Source organism: Mycobacterium kyorinense (genome assembly GCF_001672775.1).
Classification (GTDB): domain Bacteria; phylum Actinomycetota; class Actinomycetes; order Mycobacteriales; family Mycobacteriaceae; genus Mycobacterium; species Mycobacterium kyorinense_A.
In genome coordinates this window covers 65699-82408 of sequence record NZ_LZKJ01000059.1, presented here as the reverse complement: position 1 = coordinate 82408, position 16710 = coordinate 65699, and the positions used below count along the sequence as shown (strand labels likewise).

Below are 16710 nucleotides of genomic sequence, written 5' to 3'. Positions count from 1 at the left end.
CATCGTCGCAAGAGATGGCGCCTTCCTTCCACTCGCTGATTGCGGAAGATAGATGACGCCTCAGATGGATCCACACGTCCGCCTTCCGCGGCGGTCTTCCCAGGGAAAGTCTAGGATTCCTTGGGGTCCCAGCGCGTTCCTTTCGTTCGGTTGCATGCGGGGTGTAGAAGCTGACCGTTTTCCTCGACGGTTTCGCCCCCCTCGGCCCAGGGCTGGATGTGATCGACGTCTGAGTTTTCGAATGATAGATCGCCGAAGCACTCCGGGCATTTGCGATCAACGGGAGCGAGTTTGTCCCAGATGTTGTGTTTTTGCTGCCGCGTGAAGAAGCGGCGTTTCTTCCCGTCGGGAACCTCCTCGAAAGTGTAGCGTACCATCGCACGGTAACGCTCAAATCTATACTCGACATTTGGCTTACCGGTCGTGCCTCGTTGTAGCGTGTCATTGAATCTATCGTTCAGTGTGTGGAGACGGCGTGCATTTTCAATAAGATCCAATCGATTTTCGTGCAGCGCTTTGTCGAACGATGCGGCGTCACTGAATCCATATGTGCTGTGATCGAGAAATGAATAAGCCTGCACCTCCATCAAAGGGCGGTTCAGAGTTGATGCCCATTCTCCATCATTCGACTTTCCATCCACGATCCGAAACGGCCGAAATCGAAACTCGCCAAACACAGAGTTGACCCGCTCTAACGCCTTGGTTACCCTGGCGATAAGCTGAACCCGCTCTTCCGGAGACTTACTCGCCCCAGTCTTCATTTCCTCATTTAGGAATTTGTCGAGCTTTTTGTTCGGGAACTGAGCTGGTCCGCTTCTTGCGAACGCCACAAGGCGTGTGAGGAACTCCACGTCTTTCATCCGCTTGTAGTTTGCTTCGGTTATGCGAAGCAGGTCGTTTAATCCTTTCGCTGACTCGATCAGTAGATCCAAATAGGGGCCAGTGTTGTCCGCATTGCGTAGCTCTTGAGCTGTAAGGGTGGTGGGATTCTGGTTCAACCGACGGAAGAGTTCATGCTTGCCAACTTCTGTCTTCAAAGGGATTGTCGCGGTTGATAATTTGAATTGGGTAAAAAACGCCTGCCGCTTAGGGGAGAGCTCTTTAAACTTCTTATTTTCAAGCCCGGCGACGGCCGAGTCTTTCGGCATTAGGAGGTCCCCGTTATAGAAATCCCGGATTGCCCTCAACCGTTGTTGTCCGTCTACAACCTCTCGGTACGGGATCTCTTCACCATCGATGGTGCGAGCGGCATCAGCGAGGTAGAAAAGTGGGAGCGGCAAATTAAAAAAAATTGACTCAATAAGCGCGGCCTTCTTCTTTTCACTCCAGATATCGCGACGCTGCCATTTAGGAGATATATCGATCGAGCCTGATGTAATCTCAGTCAGGATCGAAAGGACGTTCTCACTAGCTGGTGCCGAGGGCTTGGGGCTCTCGGGAACGTCGACGGGATCGATGGGAGCGAGATCACCTTCGGCGTCCTCGGGATCGTCGTCAAGCGGTTGGGCTGTGACGACCGCAGGGTTAGGGTTTGCTTCTGGCTGGGTCACAAGGAGCAAGGTTAGTGGCCTGCCGTGTGAAGCTTTCGCGGTTTCGATAACGAGATCCACGCCGTCGAGATCTGCCGCCGCGCCCGTACCCAGCTTCGTCGAACGCGGCCGGCGCGAGCCATCTGGAGCGGATAGATCAGTTCGGGGCGTTGATCGCCAGAGCGGAGCTGGAGCCTTAAGGCTTTGAGGTTGATGAGTTGTGGTAGTTCGAGGACGTGAAGGCGTCGGTGACTGGTGCGCAGCCACGGCAAGGTGGCAACGCTGACCCTGCCAGGAGCAACTGATGGCCCGCTATGGGCCGCAAGCTTCTGAAGGAGCTACTTGATCAGGCAAGTCGATGCAGGCTGCTTTATCCAGCAGGACCGGTAGATCGCAGCTGCACGCCGAGGCGGCCGCTGCAGTTCACCCGGCAACGGAGGCAGCGAAGGAGTCTGGCACCATCGGGTAAGAGGGGCGACCCCATTAGCGATTGCGAGCAGGTGGTCACGCTTCTGCGCAGCCACACCCGATGTGGCTCGGGCGGGGCGCCGTTGTAGCCGACTGCGGTTGAACCCAGTAGAGCACCCGCATCGATGGCGTTGCCCGATTGCCGACACGACTATGCCTTTCAACGCGATGATGGGCTGGTGGCAGAAATACTGCAGCCCGTCTTGCTCGGCGGGTATGCGGCCAAGCGGTGTCCTGTACGCGTACAAAATGATTTCCTACCCCTTGTGCCTACGCTGGAGTGGGACCCGTCGCCAGAGGAGAAAGCCCGGCTTGAAGCGGGGATAGCCTTCGAGCAAGACGTATTCGGGAAGTTGAACGCGCTTCAGCCCGACGCCGTAGTGGTGGATCCCCAACTGGGCAAGTCCGCGGCGATCGCGGCGACCATGCACGCCATGGACGCAAGTGCGCCATTGGTACTGGGTGGCTGGCTGCCGGATGACACTGAAGGTGGACGCACCGGTCGACCGGACATCTTGATCAGAGTCAGCAACGGCTATCTCCCGGCCGACGTAAAGAACCACCTCACGGTGCAACCCCGAAAAGCGGTCAGCGCCCTCGTATCAGCCGCCAAGTCGCCGGACGAATTGCTCGAGTTAACGGGCTCGACGGCAGCAACTTCGCATCGCTATGAAGACTGCCTACAACTGGCCCACTACACGCGCATGCTTCAGGCGTGCGGCTACCACCCGGGACCCGACCAATTACGCGGGGCAGTGCTTGGCACCAGCCAAGTCGCAGTCACGCCGAACGGCGATCCGGGTTTGGTGTTCGTCTGGCACGACCTCGACGAGCCGTTGATCTCCACGTTCTCCCGCAGTCGCGGCAAGGTGCGCCGATCACTGCTCGAGCGTTACGACCACGAACACGCCTTCCGTGTGAAAGTGGCTGCGACCGCCCAAAAAGTCTTGGGGGAGGACGATGATCCGCAGCCGTTGGTGGAACCGATCGGCCAAAACGAATGCCGCAGTTGTCCTTACGAGCAATGGTGCGCTGAGCAGATGGGCCCGGACGATCCGTCGGCCGCAATCAAGATTGGGCGACTCAGCACGCGCGAATGGCTGACGCTACGGAGCATGGGCATCACCACAACTGAGGCTCTAGCGGTGCTCGACCCGGACGATCCAGCATTCTTCGACACATACGCCGCCGAAGTAAGCGACCTCACCCCGAGCACGTCCCGTAATCGTATCGGAGCAGCCATTGAACGCGCCGAGATGATCTGCAATGGAGTCGCTCTCAAACGGACCAGCGACGGCCCCGTGGAGATTCCCGCTGCCGGCGTCGAGATCGACGTCGATATCGAATACGACCTCAACAATCGGGTTTACATGTGGGGCGCCCGCCTACGCCAGGGGACCGACGACGCTACTGCGGTCTACGTCGACGAATTCGTCGACTGGGTGCCACTCGATTCCGAACGCGAAAGGACCCTCGCGGCACGGTTCGCTTCATGGCTACGCCAACAACGAGATGGAGCCCAAGCCGCCGGTAAGACATTGAAAGTCTTCCACTGGTCAAGCCCAGAGACGGCGAAGTTGAAAAGCATCCTGGGCGCGGCTGAAGTCGCGGACCTGATCGACCCCACGACCGGCGTGTTCGTAGACTTGGAGAAGGTGTTCAAGGCGAACTTCTTCTCGCTACACGGCTCAAGCCTCAAGAAGGTGGCGCCGGTCTTCGGCTTCAATTGGCGGGCCGACGACCCCGGCGGTGCGATCTCCCAAACGTATCTCGCGAAGGCACAATCTAGTGCCAATCCAGACGAGGCAGCGAAAGCCAAGCAGTGGCTTCTCATCTACAACGAAGACGACAACGCCGCGATGGCCAGTATCCGTGACGGCATGAGGACTTGGACACCATGAAGACGTGGGGCGAGCGATCGACACCGCTACCAATCGCTGAGTCGCAGATCGTCTATCCGGCGTGGGCGATCTAAAGATCCTGCAGGGGATCGACTCTCACCCGACGAAACTTCCGTCGGATGTTTCGTGGCGGCGCGCCAAGGCGAGGGCACCCCATAGCCCGTCTGGATCTTTCATATAGTGGCCCCGCGCATCGAACCAACGGCAGCGCAGACATGCCGCATGCGCAATCCACAGCACCTCGTCCAAGACAACACCGGGGTGCTGCGACGGCCAGCCCTCCGGATCAGGGCCATAAACCGCCTCGTATGCGCGGCGAAAGTGCTCGCGTTGATCCCACAGTCTGCGCGCGACGTTGTAGCCCGAAGACCTGCGTTTAAAGTCGATCCAAGGAGACACTACGCGCGGCGGAAACAGCGCGTTCCAATACGCGCCCCACGGATTGTCCATGCTGAATTGCGTTGAGGGCTTCAACTTCTCATTCTTGCCGATCTCGGTCATCCGTCATCCTTCGCGTCGAGCCGGCCAAATTTTGAAGTGCATCGGCGCGAACCAGCGCCGGCGATTCGCCTGTGTTCGGACCGCCAACGATGGCGCGGCTCGCGCAATGTTCTGCCGGACCCACTCGGGCGGCTCGTACAACAGAACCGCCGTCACGAGTCACCGCCAGTTAGCGGGCACAGTCGCCGCAGCGCCGCGCGGAATCCTGGGTTTGGGTTGGCGCCCGGAAGCACCGCGGCCACGTCATGCACCGCCTGATCGATGTCGACGCCCTGTCTGCGTGCCCCGTAGAGGGCGGCGACCGCGGGGGTGCGGCTGTATGCCTGGACGCAATGGACGAACACCGTCCGATCTTCATCTCGTAGCTGCTCTATCGCACGTACCGTATCGAGCAGTACGAACTCAAGATGATCGTTCTCACCCTGGTCGTCGATGAGCCGAACATCGAGTTGTTGCACGCCGCCGGGCAAATGCAAGTCATTGACCCGGCACAGTGACACGATCGCATCCACTTTCGAGGGCAAGTTTCCAAGAGCGGCTATTCCCCCGATCCACACCTTGTCGTCGTACGGATGCCGCACGATTTTGCGGCCCTCGGGAAACCCACCGTAGGTGTAGTCGAAAGTGTCGGGCTGGCCTTTACGGATGATCTGGGTGGCAAGTTCGATCAGGCCACGGGTGGTCAGGCCCGGCCAGCCCTGCAACTTCAATCGCCAGCGCGAAGGCACCGCGGATGCGCCGTATGCGGCACCCAGCAAGCCACCCGCGATGGCCGCGACGGTGTCCGTGTCGTGGCCGCCACGTACCGCCGCCTCTAGCGCGAGCCGCAGATGATCGGCACGAAATACCTCCGAGGCTGGGTCATCCACCGGGATAGGCGTGCTCACGATCGCTGACCATGCGGCCTGCAGGGCCGCGACCACCCAGCCGTTGTCGGCGGTGAAAGCTGACGGCTTTGACGTCTCGGCCTCGTCCAAGCGGGACACCCACAGGTCGCGGCGGTCGTTGCCGATGTGGTGCAGGCCAATTCGCGCATCAAGCTGTCCGGTCACGATGGCGTGGCGGATCGCGGTGCACCACAGTACGCAGGCATCACCGGCATCGGGGTCGTAGTGTGTCAGCTCGCTGATCGCACGGGCCGCCTCGACTAGCGCCGTCTCGTCATCGAGGTAGGCGAGGGCCACCGGCGCGGTACGCATCAGGGAGCCGTTGCCGGCGGTGTGGCCGGTGCGCTTGTGTAGGGCCGCGGATTCTTCGCGCGCAGTTCGTGCTGAGATTCCGCGTCGCCCAGCGGCGGACAGAACCGAGCTCGTCTGCGCACCAATGTCTTTAGCGCTTTTCGCCCACCAGTGCCAGCGTTCGACGATGTAGTCCTGGGCCTTGTCTTCACGCAGGTCGGCGCCCGTCGCCGCGATCTCGGCGATCGCGATGGCCATCGATGTGTCGTCGGTCCACTCGCCGGGCTTAAATGGTCCCAGGCCGCCACCGATCATGTCGACCGGGACATCCGGAGCGAGCGCCGGCCCGAATTCATAGCCGGCGCCGAGGGCATCCCCAGCCGCGGCGCCGAGCAGTGCACCGCAGGCCCGATCACGTTGTGCAGCAGTAATATCCATTATTGGCCTCCTTCGTTGCGCGAACGCGCATAGCAGAACTGGTTGACGATCGCAGTATGTGTGTGACGTAGGTGTGTGTCGTCGAAATGGTGGGGCGGTAGACACCGAGCAAGCGGACAGCCTGATCAGACGAATCCTTCGTCGACCAGCACCGAGCCTTCGGTGGTGATCAGGTGGGCTTGGCCGGAACCTCCGACGAGGCCGCACCAGCTCTTGACCTCAAGCGCTCCGCGTTGCAGCTCGATGTGGAACCCGTACTTGCCGGGCAGCGGAAACCACACCCGCTGCCCTGGCAGTTCGTGCAAGATCTCAACCGGCGGGTACCGCAACACGGTGCGCAGGTCGCCGTCGTAAAGGCGCTCATGGATGCGTCCGTCGATCAACTCGGCGAGCCGCGCGTCGAGCGCTCGAATCTGTTGCCGCGTCAGTGGGCAGCGCGGCGGGCGCAACAACTCCCGCAGTGCGGGCGTGTGGTTGTGCTCGACTGCCACGTCGAACGCGGTACGCCCCTTTGAGTCCGGAAGGGACCGCAGCGAGCCTCGGTCAAGCAGTTCTTCCACGACGTCGGACGGTGCTCCGTGCAAGGCGGCCTGGTGTAGGACGGTGAACCACAGCGTGCCGCCTGGCCGCCACTGATTGATGACCAGCCACTTCCACTTGCGGTCGAGCACTTTCAACGCGGCCGGCCAGTTGCCGGCTTTCGCGGCGTCGGCGAGTTGGTGACCGGCGCGGGCCAAATCGTCGGACATAACCGAGGTGTCCAAGACGCCCTGCCATGGCCGGGCACCATCGATGATCTCGTTGTAGGACGTCATGCGGACCTCCCGTGTTTCGGGCCTCCCCGCAGGAGGCGCTCTTGCCGGCATCGGTCGATGGCGGCCGCTTCGTCATCCGAGCCACCCGCGAGCGTGGGGTTGGCGCGCCGTCTAGTCGGAGCTTGGCAACGGCGTCTCGTGAAGCAAGGTCAGTGTAGAGCGATGTACTGACAATGTTTGGTGCATGCGCTCTTCCCGCCGCTCCTTTCCACCAGTTGCCAAGCTACTACTGCGTCGTTGCAGTAACTACTGTAGGTACACAGTACCACATCCGGGCGACGGTATTCTGCGGCTAAGCAGCGTATGCTGCAGGCATGCAGACACCCGGCGTCCAACCGCGAGCGTCGAACGACGAGGTCAGCGGCACCTTCGCTGAGCGGGCGAAGGCCGCGCGGCTCCGTGCAGGCCTGACGCAACAGCAACTGTCTGACCGTCTGAAGAACGAAGCCGATGTCGCACTCGACACGTCCGCGATCACCCGAATCGAATCCGGGCAGCGGGAGCCGCGGCTCGGCGAGGCCCTCGCTATCGCCAAAGTGCTGGAATTCGGGCTGAACAACCTTGTCCAACGGGCCGACTTGGATTTTTACATGAGTGACGTCGAGCGGTTGATGGATGAAAGCCGAGCGGCATTGGTGAAGATGGCCCAGTCGGTCGACCCAGTCATCGACTTCGTACGCCGCCATCCAGGCAGCCTGGGCGACAGCCGCCTTGATGACCGATTCCGCGAAGTGGTCGAGTGGTTTCATCAGCGCGTCTCAAGCGATGACTCCTGGCCTGAAGAGCAGGGTCCCGTGAACTTTGCTGTCATGACAAATCGAACCGATGAGAAACTGAAGCGCCAACTCCTGCGGGCGGTCTGCGAAGGAATTTTGGTCAGAGCAGAGGAGCTTCAGCCGGCGTACGAGCACTGGTATGAGGGCGATTTCAGCGCAGGCCGCCCTGAGCGCAAGAGGGCTCCGAGGACGAGCGAGACACATCCGGGATGGAAACGTGTTGAGCCTCGCGTCCATGCCGAACAGTGGGAGAAACGCTTCCGTCAACTACGTGACTACGTCCGTCGCAATGGTGACGCGCGCGTCCCGCGCTCGTATACCACCAATGACGGCGACCGACTCGGCGAATGGGTCGCGGAGCAACGCAAGCGCTTCGCGCGGGGCATGCTCGATCCCGATCGCTCAACAAGGCTCGAGAAGTTGCCGGGTTGGACCTGGGGTTCGCGAGCCGGGTCGATCAAAGCGAAAAGCACGACGCCAGGCAGGGCGTGACGCCGGTATAGGCGAGGCGAGCGAATTTCCGGAGTCCCCCGCCGGGGGGATGCAAGCCGTCGGGTCCCCGCCGGGGGCGCGGGTTCGGTTCCCCCCGTCGGGGGCGTGGGCTTTGGGTGTCCCCGCCGGGGGGTGCGAGCTTCGATTGCGCTTCGGCACTTGTCGGTGCATGGAGGCAGACTGCTAGTCATGCCCAGAATGGAAGTGTCGTCGACGGCGGTCGCATTGGCCAGCGAGCACCCCGATGTTCGTCGTGCGGTCCAACTCGTGGGGCAGATTCTCGCGGGGTCAGTAACCTCGCGCACGACGCTGGATGGGTTCTTGCACGCAACTCTCGGCCGGTCCGGGTCAGATTTAGTCTGCGACTCACGCAAACTCTCCTCGATCGGGCACGTGACCGTGGGCCTAGCCGTCGCGGCGCTGATCGACCGCTTCGATCCTCAGATCGGGCCGGGTGATGACGACGAACCCCCCACCTGGGGACACGTAAAGATCGGTGAGCAACACCTCGCACCGCCCTCGGCCCTATCGGCTTACTTCGCCGCCGGCAAGCTCGCTCCGGCACCACTGGTGGTGCGACTCACCGAGCAAGCAGGATTCAGTGACGAGCCTCGACTGCAGGTCTACACCTCGCCTGCAGACCGAGCGGACGGCGTTGCAGCGCTTGAGGCGATCATGGCCGACGCGGAGGGCGCCAAGAACCTGTTCCGCCGCAACGCGCTCTCCGCGACCGAACGCAACGGACTGGTCCTTGAAGTTACTGAGCTTCCAGCTCTGACACGTGCGAATGTCATTGTGCCCGACTCGGTGTGGTCGGAGATCGATCTAAACGTCGCCGCAGTGACCACTCACCGCGAGCTAATGACCAAGCTGGGGTTGGGTGTGCGCCGCGGTGTGCTGCTGGCTGGTCCGCCCGGTGTTGGCAAGACCGTGATTTCACAGGTGATCGCGCAAGAAATGCTTGGCGCATTCACCGTGATGATCGTCGACGCTCGCGCCGGGAAGTCCGCCTTAGCCGGGGTGTACAAGGAAGCTCACACGCTCGGGCCGACCTTGATCGTGCTGGAGGACCTCGACCTGATTGTCGGTGATCGCCGCAATAGCTTTGACACCCGCGCGTTGTCGGAGTTCTTGGCGGTGATGGATACCGACCCGTCCGCGCCGATTCTGACCTTGGCGTCCACCAACGACCTCACCGCCCTGGATGCTGCTTCCATCCGTACCGCACGCTTCGACTCGATCATCGAGGTCGGTTACCCGGACCGCGATGCCGCTGCCAAGATCTTGTCCACTTACCTGCGAGGCGTTTCCGGAGGTGACAACGTTGACGCTCAAACCGTGGCCGCCCGCTTCGGTAGCGAGATCAGCGGGGCGGATATCCGCGAGATCGTGCGCCGCACCGTTCTTGCCGACGGTGAGATCTCCGAAGCTGGTTTGATCGGCACGGTGCAATCTGGGCGCTTCAAACCCAAACTCCCGCAAGGTAATTACCTGTAGCCATGGGTCGAGGTGTTCCCGTGCACACTTGTACGACTAGGAAGTAACGAGTGCCGAGGCGGCGGCTAACCCGCGACCAGGTGAAGATGACGACGTGGAGCATCCACGGATGTGGATGGCTGAGCCGAGACCCCGTATGCCGGGCATACGGCGTTCCCCGCATTCACATCAACACGCCATGGGGTTCGCTCAGCATTGGCGCCCGCACCCAAATGTGGTTTCCGTGGAAGGTGCGCAACCGATGGGCAGAAGGCGGGCGGTCCCACTATTCCGACCACATCTGGTCGCCCATCGTCTGGCACCCCGAGAGCGAATAAGGACGGGATCGTCAGCTCGACGGCCAGCTCCCCTCAGCGGCGAGGCCGCATATCGACCGTCCCGAAGCCCTAATAGGTGGCAGCGTTACGCCGAGGTGCGGCTGCCCAGTAGCCGATGACGCCGAAATGCACACGTGCTCAAGGAGATCCGTGCAATGGCCGAACAATTCGCGTCGAGGGTGATCTTGCTTCGGCGCCGGCGTGGCGCCTACCCTCACTCCTCGGTTTCCGTCGGCGGGCCGCCGCCGACCAAGGTGCCTGTCTTTGGCGTCGGGCTGAATGGATCAACCCAACTTCGGAGACGTGCCAACTCACCTGCAAAGGCGATGGAGGCGATCGAGCCGCTCTTGGTCGCGGCGAAGGCCTGGCCGCCGACCGCTCGAGCCGCTGCATCGATGGCGTCATCCTCGGTATCGATGTCGGCCGACATCCTCGCGTGTAGCGCAGCCTTCCTTGCCGGGTCGCTGCTATCACCGCTGATGAATCCGGCCCTTGCGAGTACCGCCACCGCGACTTGCCGCTGGCCGCCTACCAATCACCATCGGCGACAACTGTGCCGGGCGCCCCTTTCAGGGTGACCACCTTCGTGGGATCGACGGGAACGAACGGATTTTCGTGATGCCCGAGTACGTCGCCGACACTCTTGACCTTCGCCAGATCCTGGGCCGCGGCCAGGTCCTGGGCGTCGGCGTCGTAGTAGTCGAACCAAGGCAGCCCGGCCTCCACGTAGGCGTCCCGATCGGCCGGGGTTGGGGGCGGCACCTCGCCGGTGATGGCAGTCCACTGCGCGGCCGAGCACAAGTGGACGAATACCCGCCGGGCACCGCTCTCGTCGTAGTCACCGAGCTGGCGGTCGTCGGCGTACACTTCCTGACGCATCCGGCCACTAGCACCCAGACCCATGCTGGCAGAGGGCGCCAGGAGCGGGCCCCCGTCCGTCACCGGGCCATCGCAGCACGCAGTCCGCGCTGCCTGGGCGGCGTGCCACGCCGCAAGTGCCTGTTCGGTCAGACCGACGGCCCGTAACTGGACTCCACCATGGGTCTCCTCGCCGGTGACCTGCCCTTCGACTGTGGCGCCCGAACCGAGCGGCACGGCAACGAACTGACGGATGAACCCATCGCCCGCGTTGATACCGTCCAGCCACGGCTGGCGGGGCAGCGCAACGTAATTTTGCGGGTCCTTGACAAGGTGCTCGATCCACGGCAAACCGCTGACCGCGCATACCTTGCCCGTACCAACCTGCAAAGCAGTGGGTTCGGAGGCATTGAACGACAGCCACATTGCTTCGCGCTGGTAGATCGGCAGCATGACCCCGCCACGAGAAAGCCACTCGGCTGGTGCGGTGTCGGGGTAGTCCGCGACTCGCCGCAACGGAAACCGGCCCAGACCCGGCGGCAGCGGATGCAAACCCGTCTCGGGGATTCGCAGCGTCCGCTGAAAATTCACCGTCACCGGACCTAACACGAGCTGGTCCCTGACGATCTCTACCGGCGCGCTGTGCGTCATGACTACCTCCATCTCGGCGTGTTGCCAATATCTGTAGCACCAGGCACCGACACGTCACCGCGCGCCGTGGTCGGCAGCCTCTGACCGGCCGCCGCGGTGCGACGACTTCTCACCCGAGGTCGGGCAGAAACTCCATTACGATCACAGACCCCCCACCAAAAGGCGCGGTTACTCAATGAAACCGGCCTCCGAATTCGGCGGGACGGGTCAGCGGTCGTACACATAACGGTGGCGACCCCGATGAGCGCGCTCATGGCTGCGATTCAATCTCCGACGAGTCGCTTTGTCCGCCGGCGAAACCGCTTGACGTGAAGCGAGTAGTACTTCCCCGCTTGACCTGCTGCCGACCAAGGGTGGCCCGTAAGAGCGACACGATTCGGCTGCGCTACCGGCAACATTTGCATGAGTGGTAGCGTTAGCAGTGCGGTTAGGAGGTGCCTGATGGACAGCGCTGTGGTGCACCCCTCGTCTGCTGTTGCGCACGCGTGGGAGGCGGCATACAAGGAGTCCGTGTTGACGCCGGCATGGGAGCAGGCTCGTCACCTGATTGGATCTGTGGGGGTCCGCTACACCACCGCCGCTCTGGGGCTGCGAGATGCCCGCACCGTTCGCAACTGGGTCGAGCGTCGGGCCGAGCCCCGCGAGCATGACGTCGCCAGCCGACTTGCCGTGTTGTTTCGGGTGGTCAAGGCTATCGAATCCATCTATAGCCCGACGGTAGCGGCTGCATTTCTCAGGTCGTCCAATCCTCAACTCGACGACGAAGCACCCTTGGTTGTGCTCGCCACCCAGCCCGTCGATGAAGGCGAACAGGCGGTGCTCGCGGCAGCACGAGCATTTCTCGAAGGGTGACCAGCCTGCTTCCTGTGCCGCTGCCTGGTTCGGGCGCGGTCCGGGTGCACCCTGCGCCCGAGGCGCTTCCGCAGTTGCGGCATGAGGGCCCCGGGCGCAACAGGTTTGATGATCCGCACGGAAGTTTCTTGATGCGGTATACGGCGGAGAACCTTCGGGGCTGCCTCATCGAGACCATGGCGCGGTTCCGGCCGAATTCGGCCGCTGACGAACTTCTCGCTGCGGTGGATTTCGTCGGCGCAGACGTTGACCCACCGATGCGAACGGTTTCGGCCGTCGCGGACTGGCTTGCCAAACAGCGACTCGGCCACGTAACTCTGGTGACACCGCATCCGCTTCTCGTCGACATCGAAGCCGCTGACCTCTTGGTCGAACTGGACACCCACCCGCTGGTGCGTGAGGCGATCGAGAATTCCCCGCTTCGCGACGGCCCTAACTCGGTTCGTCTCGACGCGGGACTAATCCGGCTGGGCGCAGATATCGGTCGCCCCATCACTCAGGCCGTCTCGCGCGCACTGCATGAGCTGCACCCAGAGGTAGACGGTATTGCCTACTGGTCGAGGATCGATTCCAGCGAGCGCTGCTGGGCAATTTACGGTCACGTACCGGTAGATGTATCGATCACAGATTTGTCCGCCGAGAACCCGCTCCATCGTTCCGCAGTGCGAGCGGCGGCGGCTTTATTGAAAGTCCCACTGCCGCCTGCCTGGCGCTAGCGCCTAACCTCGAGCCACACCACTTCATCGGTCGCAGCTACCTGGTGTGTCGCTGAAAGTCGCTCTGAGGCAGGCATTTCGCATAGTGGTTTGGTCGCGTGACTGGTGGGTCGGAGGCGATCAAAGCCGACCGGACGGCCAATCAATCTGCGTAGATGCGCGTGACCGCAACGCTACTAACGACCTCGGGAAGCCGATGGTGGCTCCGTTATCGACAGAGGCCGATTGCCGTCTCAACCCCCAGCCGGAACAAACACATCCTTCATCTCCCGCAACCACGACGTCAACGGCAGCGCCTCAAAACCGAGCATCGCAGGCGTGAAGTGTCGTTCCGTGCCGTGCAAGCTGTTGCCGTTTTTCAGCAGCTCTTCAATGAAGGGAACCTCGTGGTGACAGTAGGTGAGGATGTACTCGGCGGCGTCCTCGCGGCGGTAGTACTTGCGCAGCCCAGCGCCGAGTTCGCGCAGGAACGCCTCGTCGCTGCCGTCGTAGCTGATCGGCACGCCCCACGCCTCGCTCATCATCTGCGGGATCGTGCTGAACCTGACCAAGTCGTCGATGCCGTTCTCCAGATGAACGGTCTCACCAATCTCGGTCAGCGACGGATCCAGCAGCAGCTCGGCCACGCACCGCCCGATGTCGCGGGTGGCAATGAAATTCATCGGCCGGTCGGCGGCCATCACGAACGTCTGCTTGTCGCGGATGGGCTCCAGCAGAAACCCGGAGAAGTCCTCGAAGAACCACCCCGGCACATTGGCGTAGACCACCGGCACGCCGGCACCCGTTAATACCTTGCGGGCCCGCAGATGCTGCACATTCGTCTTCTCGCCGTCAAAGCCCGGCAACGCGGTGACTTCCGATTCGTCGCGCAGCCCCGGCGGGTCACCGATCAGCCGAATGAGCCGCACCAGCCTGCCCGATGCTTTGATCGCGTCGGCCACATTGCCCATCGCGGTCTGCTCGTCCAGGAAATCCGGAGTGACGACGAACGCCGCATCAATGCCCTCGAACGCCGCGACCATGTCGTCGGCGTTCAGGTAGTCGGCGATCACGACCTCGGCACGTGGGTGCATCGTCGCCAGCTCGTCGGCCATCTCCGGCCGGCTCGAGACCACGCGGATTGTAGCCGCCGGATGGCGCTCGGCCAGCCACTGCGCGCAGGGACCACCAATGTGTCCGGCAGCACCGAAGACCAGAAACGACGGATCGGACGGCAACGTCATGCTGACTCCCTCTGTAGCCGTGGATGATTCGGTGATCAGCCGACGATGACGTTCTCTTCCTGGACGTACATCGTCACCCCGCCGGTCGCGAAGTTGGCGACGTCGGCGCCGGCGGCGCGCATCTCCGGTGAGGTCAGCCCGGTCTTGAGTGACTCGGCGGTCTCGAACCCCAGCCGGGCCACCATGTAATACGGCGGCTCGGAGCGATCCAGCGACCGGCAGTTGCCGGTGGTAAAGCTCACCAGCCCCGGCACTTTCAACGCCAGCGGCGTGTGGGTGGCGGCGTAATAGTCGTCGAACGCGGCCGGGTCGGTGGGCTGGCGGTAGCAGACGGACACGACATGCATCAGTGCTCCTCGGGAGTAACGGGTTGCTTGGCCACCAACGTCAAGACGTCGTAGATCGCCACCGGTGAGTCATCCTGGTTGGTGACCACGGCGTCCCACCGGACTTCGCCGTAGTCGGCGGAGATTCTCGGGGTGACCTGTTTGGCGGTCAGGGTGACCGTCAACGCGTCGCCCGCCTTGACCGGGGTGAGGAACCGCAACCCGTCGACACCGAAGTTCGCCAGCACCGGGCCGGGGTTGGGCTCGACGAACAGGCCCGCCGCCAGCGACACCACCAGGTAGCCGTGCGCGACGATTCCGCCGAACAGCGGATTCTGCGCTGCCGCTTCGGGATCGGTGTGCGCGTAGAACGTGTCTCCGGTGAACTCGGCGAAATGCTCGATGTCCTCGAGCGTCACCGTGCGTGGGCCGCCGACGATCGTGTCGCCGATCCGCAGCTCCTCCAAGTGTTTCCGGAACGGATGCACGTCGCCGACGTCGCGGACCGCACCCGCCGTCCACCGCCCGGTGATGGCGGTCAGCATGTCGGGGGATGCCTGCACGGCGCTGCGCTGCATGTGGTGCAGCACGCCGCGGATCCCGCCGAGTTCCTCACCGCCGCCGGCCCGCCCGGGCCCGCCGTGCACCAGGGTCGGCAGCGGCGACCCGTGCCCGGTGGACTCCTTGGCGTCGTCGCGGTCCAACACCAGCATCCGGCCGTGATACGGCGCGATACCCAGCACCACCCGGCGTGCCACCTCGGGGTCGTGGGTGACCACTGAGCCCACCAGGCTGCCGCGGCCGCGCGCGGCCAGCGCGACCGCCTCGTCGACATCGCGGTACGGAATGACGGTGCTGACCGGACCGAACGCCTCCACGTCGTGCAGCGCGGCGGCGGCACCGTCGTCGGCGCGTAACAGCAGCGGCGGCACGAACGCGCCGCGATCGGCGTCGGCGCCCTCGACCGCGAAGTTGTCCGGGTCTCCACTGACTAACGTGGCGGCGTCGGTGAGGCTCTTCAGCGAGCGCAGGACTTCGTCGCGCTGGGCGATGCTGGCCAGCGGGCCCATCGTCACGCCGTCGGCATCCGGCTTGCCGACTACCACCGTCGCCAACCGGGCCTTCGCGGCCGCCACCACGTCGTCGACCAAATCCCGGGGCACCAGGGCGCGGCGGATCGCGGTGCACTTCTGCCCGGCCTTGGCGGTCATCTCGGCCACGAGTTGCTTGGTGTAGAGCGCGAATTCGGGGGTCTCGGGGGTGGCGTCGGGTCCCAGGATCGCGCAGTTCAGCGAGTCGGCTTCGGCGTTGAACCGCACCCCGGCGCCGACGACGTTCGGGTGCGCGCGCAGCGCCGCCGCCGTGCTCGCCGATCCGGTGAACGCGACGAGATCCTGCTCGTCGAGTTGGTCGAGCAAGCCGTGCGGGCTGGCGCACACCAGTTGCAGCGAGCCCTCCGGCAGCAGGCCCGAGTCGATGATGTGGCGTACCACCAGTTCGGTCAGATACGCCGTCTGGTGGGCGGGTTTGACGATGGTGGGGACACCGGCCAAAAACGCCGGTGCCAGCTTCTCCAACATGCCCCACACCGGGAAGTTGAATGCGTTGATCTGCACCGCAACCCCGAGCCGCGAGGTGTAGATGTGCTGGGCGCTGAATGTGCCGGCGCGGCCGATACTTTCGGTCGGGCCGTCCAGATAGATAGTGTCGTTGGGCAGCTCGCGGGTGCCCTTGCTCGCGTAGCTGAGCAACGTGCCGATGCCGCCGTCGACGTCGATGGCCGAGTCACGCGCCGTCGCGCCGGTCGCAAACGACAGCGGATAGAACTGCTCCTTGTCGGCCATCAGCTGCTTGCCGAGCTGCTTGAGCAGCGCGGCCCGTTGATGGAAGGTGAGCTCCCGCAACGCGGGCCCGCCGACGCGCCGGCCGTAGTCGACCACTGCGGCGAAGTCGAGGCCCTGGCTCGAAAACCGTGCCACCGCCTCGCCGGTCGCGGCGTCGGCGAGGGTGACGCCGTCATCCGACGCGCTGCTCCACTGCCCGTTCACATAACTCTGCAACAACGCCGCCATCCGACCGCGATCCTTTCCCAACCGTCCGTTCGTTCGGTTATCAGACTGGCAGCCGGAGCGGGTCGGCGTCAAGGGTCGCGGCACCCGCGGCGGAATCGGA

The 16710-nt window shown here is 63.1% G+C and carries 14 protein-coding genes and 1 riboswitch; of the genes, 5 read left to right on the top strand and 9 right to left on the bottom strand.

The features are described 5' to 3' along the window. Nucleotides 1-110 precede the first annotated feature (110 nt). The gene (locus tag A5707_RS06055; RefSeq protein WP_156657605.1) at nucleotides 111-1550 is read right to left on the bottom strand and encodes a GmrSD restriction endonuclease domain-containing protein; all 1440 of its coding nucleotides are present in this window, start codon (nucleotides 1548-1550) and stop codon (nucleotides 111-113) included. Between the two features lie 572 nt (nucleotides 1551-2122). Between A5707_RS06055 and A5707_RS06050 the strand changes: the two genes are divergently transcribed. After that, nucleotides 2123-3898, top strand: a complete 1776-nt coding sequence (locus tag A5707_RS06050; RefSeq protein ID WP_082969277.1) for a ribonuclease H-like domain-containing protein — start codon at nucleotides 2123-2125, stop codon at nucleotides 3896-3898. A 96-nt stretch (nucleotides 3899-3994) separates the two neighbouring features. On the opposite strand, the gene A5707_RS06045 is transcribed toward A5707_RS06050, so the two are convergent. The 3 genes from A5707_RS06045 to A5707_RS06035 form a co-directional block, all read right to left on the bottom strand. Then, the gene (locus A5707_RS06045) at nucleotides 3995-4399 is read right to left on the bottom strand and encodes a hypothetical protein (RefSeq protein ID WP_065013604.1); all 405 of its coding nucleotides are present in this window, start codon (nucleotides 4397-4399) and stop codon (nucleotides 3995-3997) included. Between the two features lie 152 nt (nucleotides 4400-4551). Continuing rightward, the gene (locus A5707_RS06040) at nucleotides 4552-6015 is read right to left on the bottom strand and encodes an ADP-ribosylglycohydrolase family protein (RefSeq protein WP_065013603.1); all 1464 of its coding nucleotides are present in this window, start codon (nucleotides 6013-6015) and stop codon (nucleotides 4552-4554) included. A 125-nt stretch (nucleotides 6016-6140) separates the two neighbouring features. Beyond that, entirely contained in the window at nucleotides 6141-6830 is a 690-nt protein-coding gene (locus A5707_RS06035; protein ID WP_065013602.1) for an ankyrin repeat domain-containing protein, read from the bottom strand. Between the two features lie 32 nt (nucleotides 6831-6862). Beyond that, nucleotides 6863-6974: riboswitch (SAM riboswitch) on the bottom strand. 170 nt (nucleotides 6975-7144) lie between these two features. Between A5707_RS06035 and A5707_RS06030 the strand changes: the two genes are divergently transcribed. Further along, nucleotides 7145-8098 (top strand): Helicase associated domain protein, encoded by a 954-nt coding sequence (locus tag A5707_RS06030; protein ID WP_065013601.1) that lies wholly within the window; start codon nucleotides 7145-7147, stop codon nucleotides 8096-8098. A gap of 189 nt (nucleotides 8099-8287) precedes the next feature. Then, on the top strand, nucleotides 8288-9595 hold the full coding sequence (locus A5707_RS06025) for an AAA family ATPase (protein ID WP_065013600.1): 1308 nt from the start codon (nucleotides 8288-8290) through the stop codon (nucleotides 9593-9595). 531 nt (nucleotides 9596-10126) lie between these two features. On the opposite strand, the gene A5707_RS06020 is transcribed toward A5707_RS06025, so the two are convergent. Both A5707_RS06020 and A5707_RS06015 read right to left on the bottom strand, forming a co-directional pair. After that, the gene (locus A5707_RS06020) at nucleotides 10127-10342 is read right to left on the bottom strand and encodes a hypothetical protein (RefSeq protein ID WP_065013599.1); all 216 of its coding nucleotides are present in this window, start codon (nucleotides 10340-10342) and stop codon (nucleotides 10127-10129) included. A 98-nt stretch (nucleotides 10343-10440) separates the two neighbouring features. Then, the gene (locus A5707_RS06015; RefSeq protein WP_065013623.1) at nucleotides 10441-11421 is read right to left on the bottom strand and encodes a hypothetical protein; all 981 of its coding nucleotides are present in this window, start codon (nucleotides 11419-11421) and stop codon (nucleotides 10441-10443) included. Between the two features lie 441 nt (nucleotides 11422-11862). Here A5707_RS06015 and A5707_RS06010 point away from each other — a divergent pair, with 441 nt between their 5' ends. Then, nucleotides 11863-12273: a hypothetical protein gene (locus A5707_RS06010; RefSeq protein WP_065013598.1), complete on the top strand. Its 411-nt coding sequence runs from the start codon at nucleotides 11863-11865 to the stop codon at nucleotides 12271-12273. Continuing rightward, a complete protein-coding gene (locus A5707_RS06005; RefSeq protein ID WP_065013597.1) occupies nucleotides 12270-12989 on the top strand; it encodes an RES family NAD+ phosphorylase in 720 nt (239 codons plus the stop codon). The genes A5707_RS06010 and A5707_RS06005 overlap by 4 nt, the downstream gene beginning before the upstream one ends. A 233-nt stretch (nucleotides 12990-13222) precedes the next feature. Here A5707_RS06005 and A5707_RS06000 read toward each other — a convergent pair whose 3' ends face one another. From A5707_RS06000 to paaZ, 3 genes are read right to left on the bottom strand one after another with little or no spacing between them, the layout of a single operon-like run. After that, nucleotides 13223-14212: an SDR family oxidoreductase gene (locus tag A5707_RS06000; RefSeq protein ID WP_065013596.1), complete on the bottom strand. Its 990-nt coding sequence runs from the start codon at nucleotides 14210-14212 to the stop codon at nucleotides 13223-13225. A 35-nt stretch (nucleotides 14213-14247) separates the two neighbouring features. Continuing rightward, nucleotides 14248-14559, bottom strand: a complete 312-nt coding sequence (locus A5707_RS05995) for an EthD family reductase (RefSeq protein ID WP_065013595.1) — start codon at nucleotides 14557-14559, stop codon at nucleotides 14248-14250. After that, on the bottom strand, nucleotides 14559-16610 hold the full coding sequence (gene paaZ / locus A5707_RS05990) for a phenylacetic acid degradation bifunctional protein PaaZ (protein ID WP_065013594.1): 2052 nt from the start codon (nucleotides 16608-16610) through the stop codon (nucleotides 14559-14561). The genes A5707_RS05995 and paaZ overlap by 1 nt, the downstream gene beginning before the upstream one ends. Nucleotides 16611-16710: the final 100 nt, after the last annotated feature.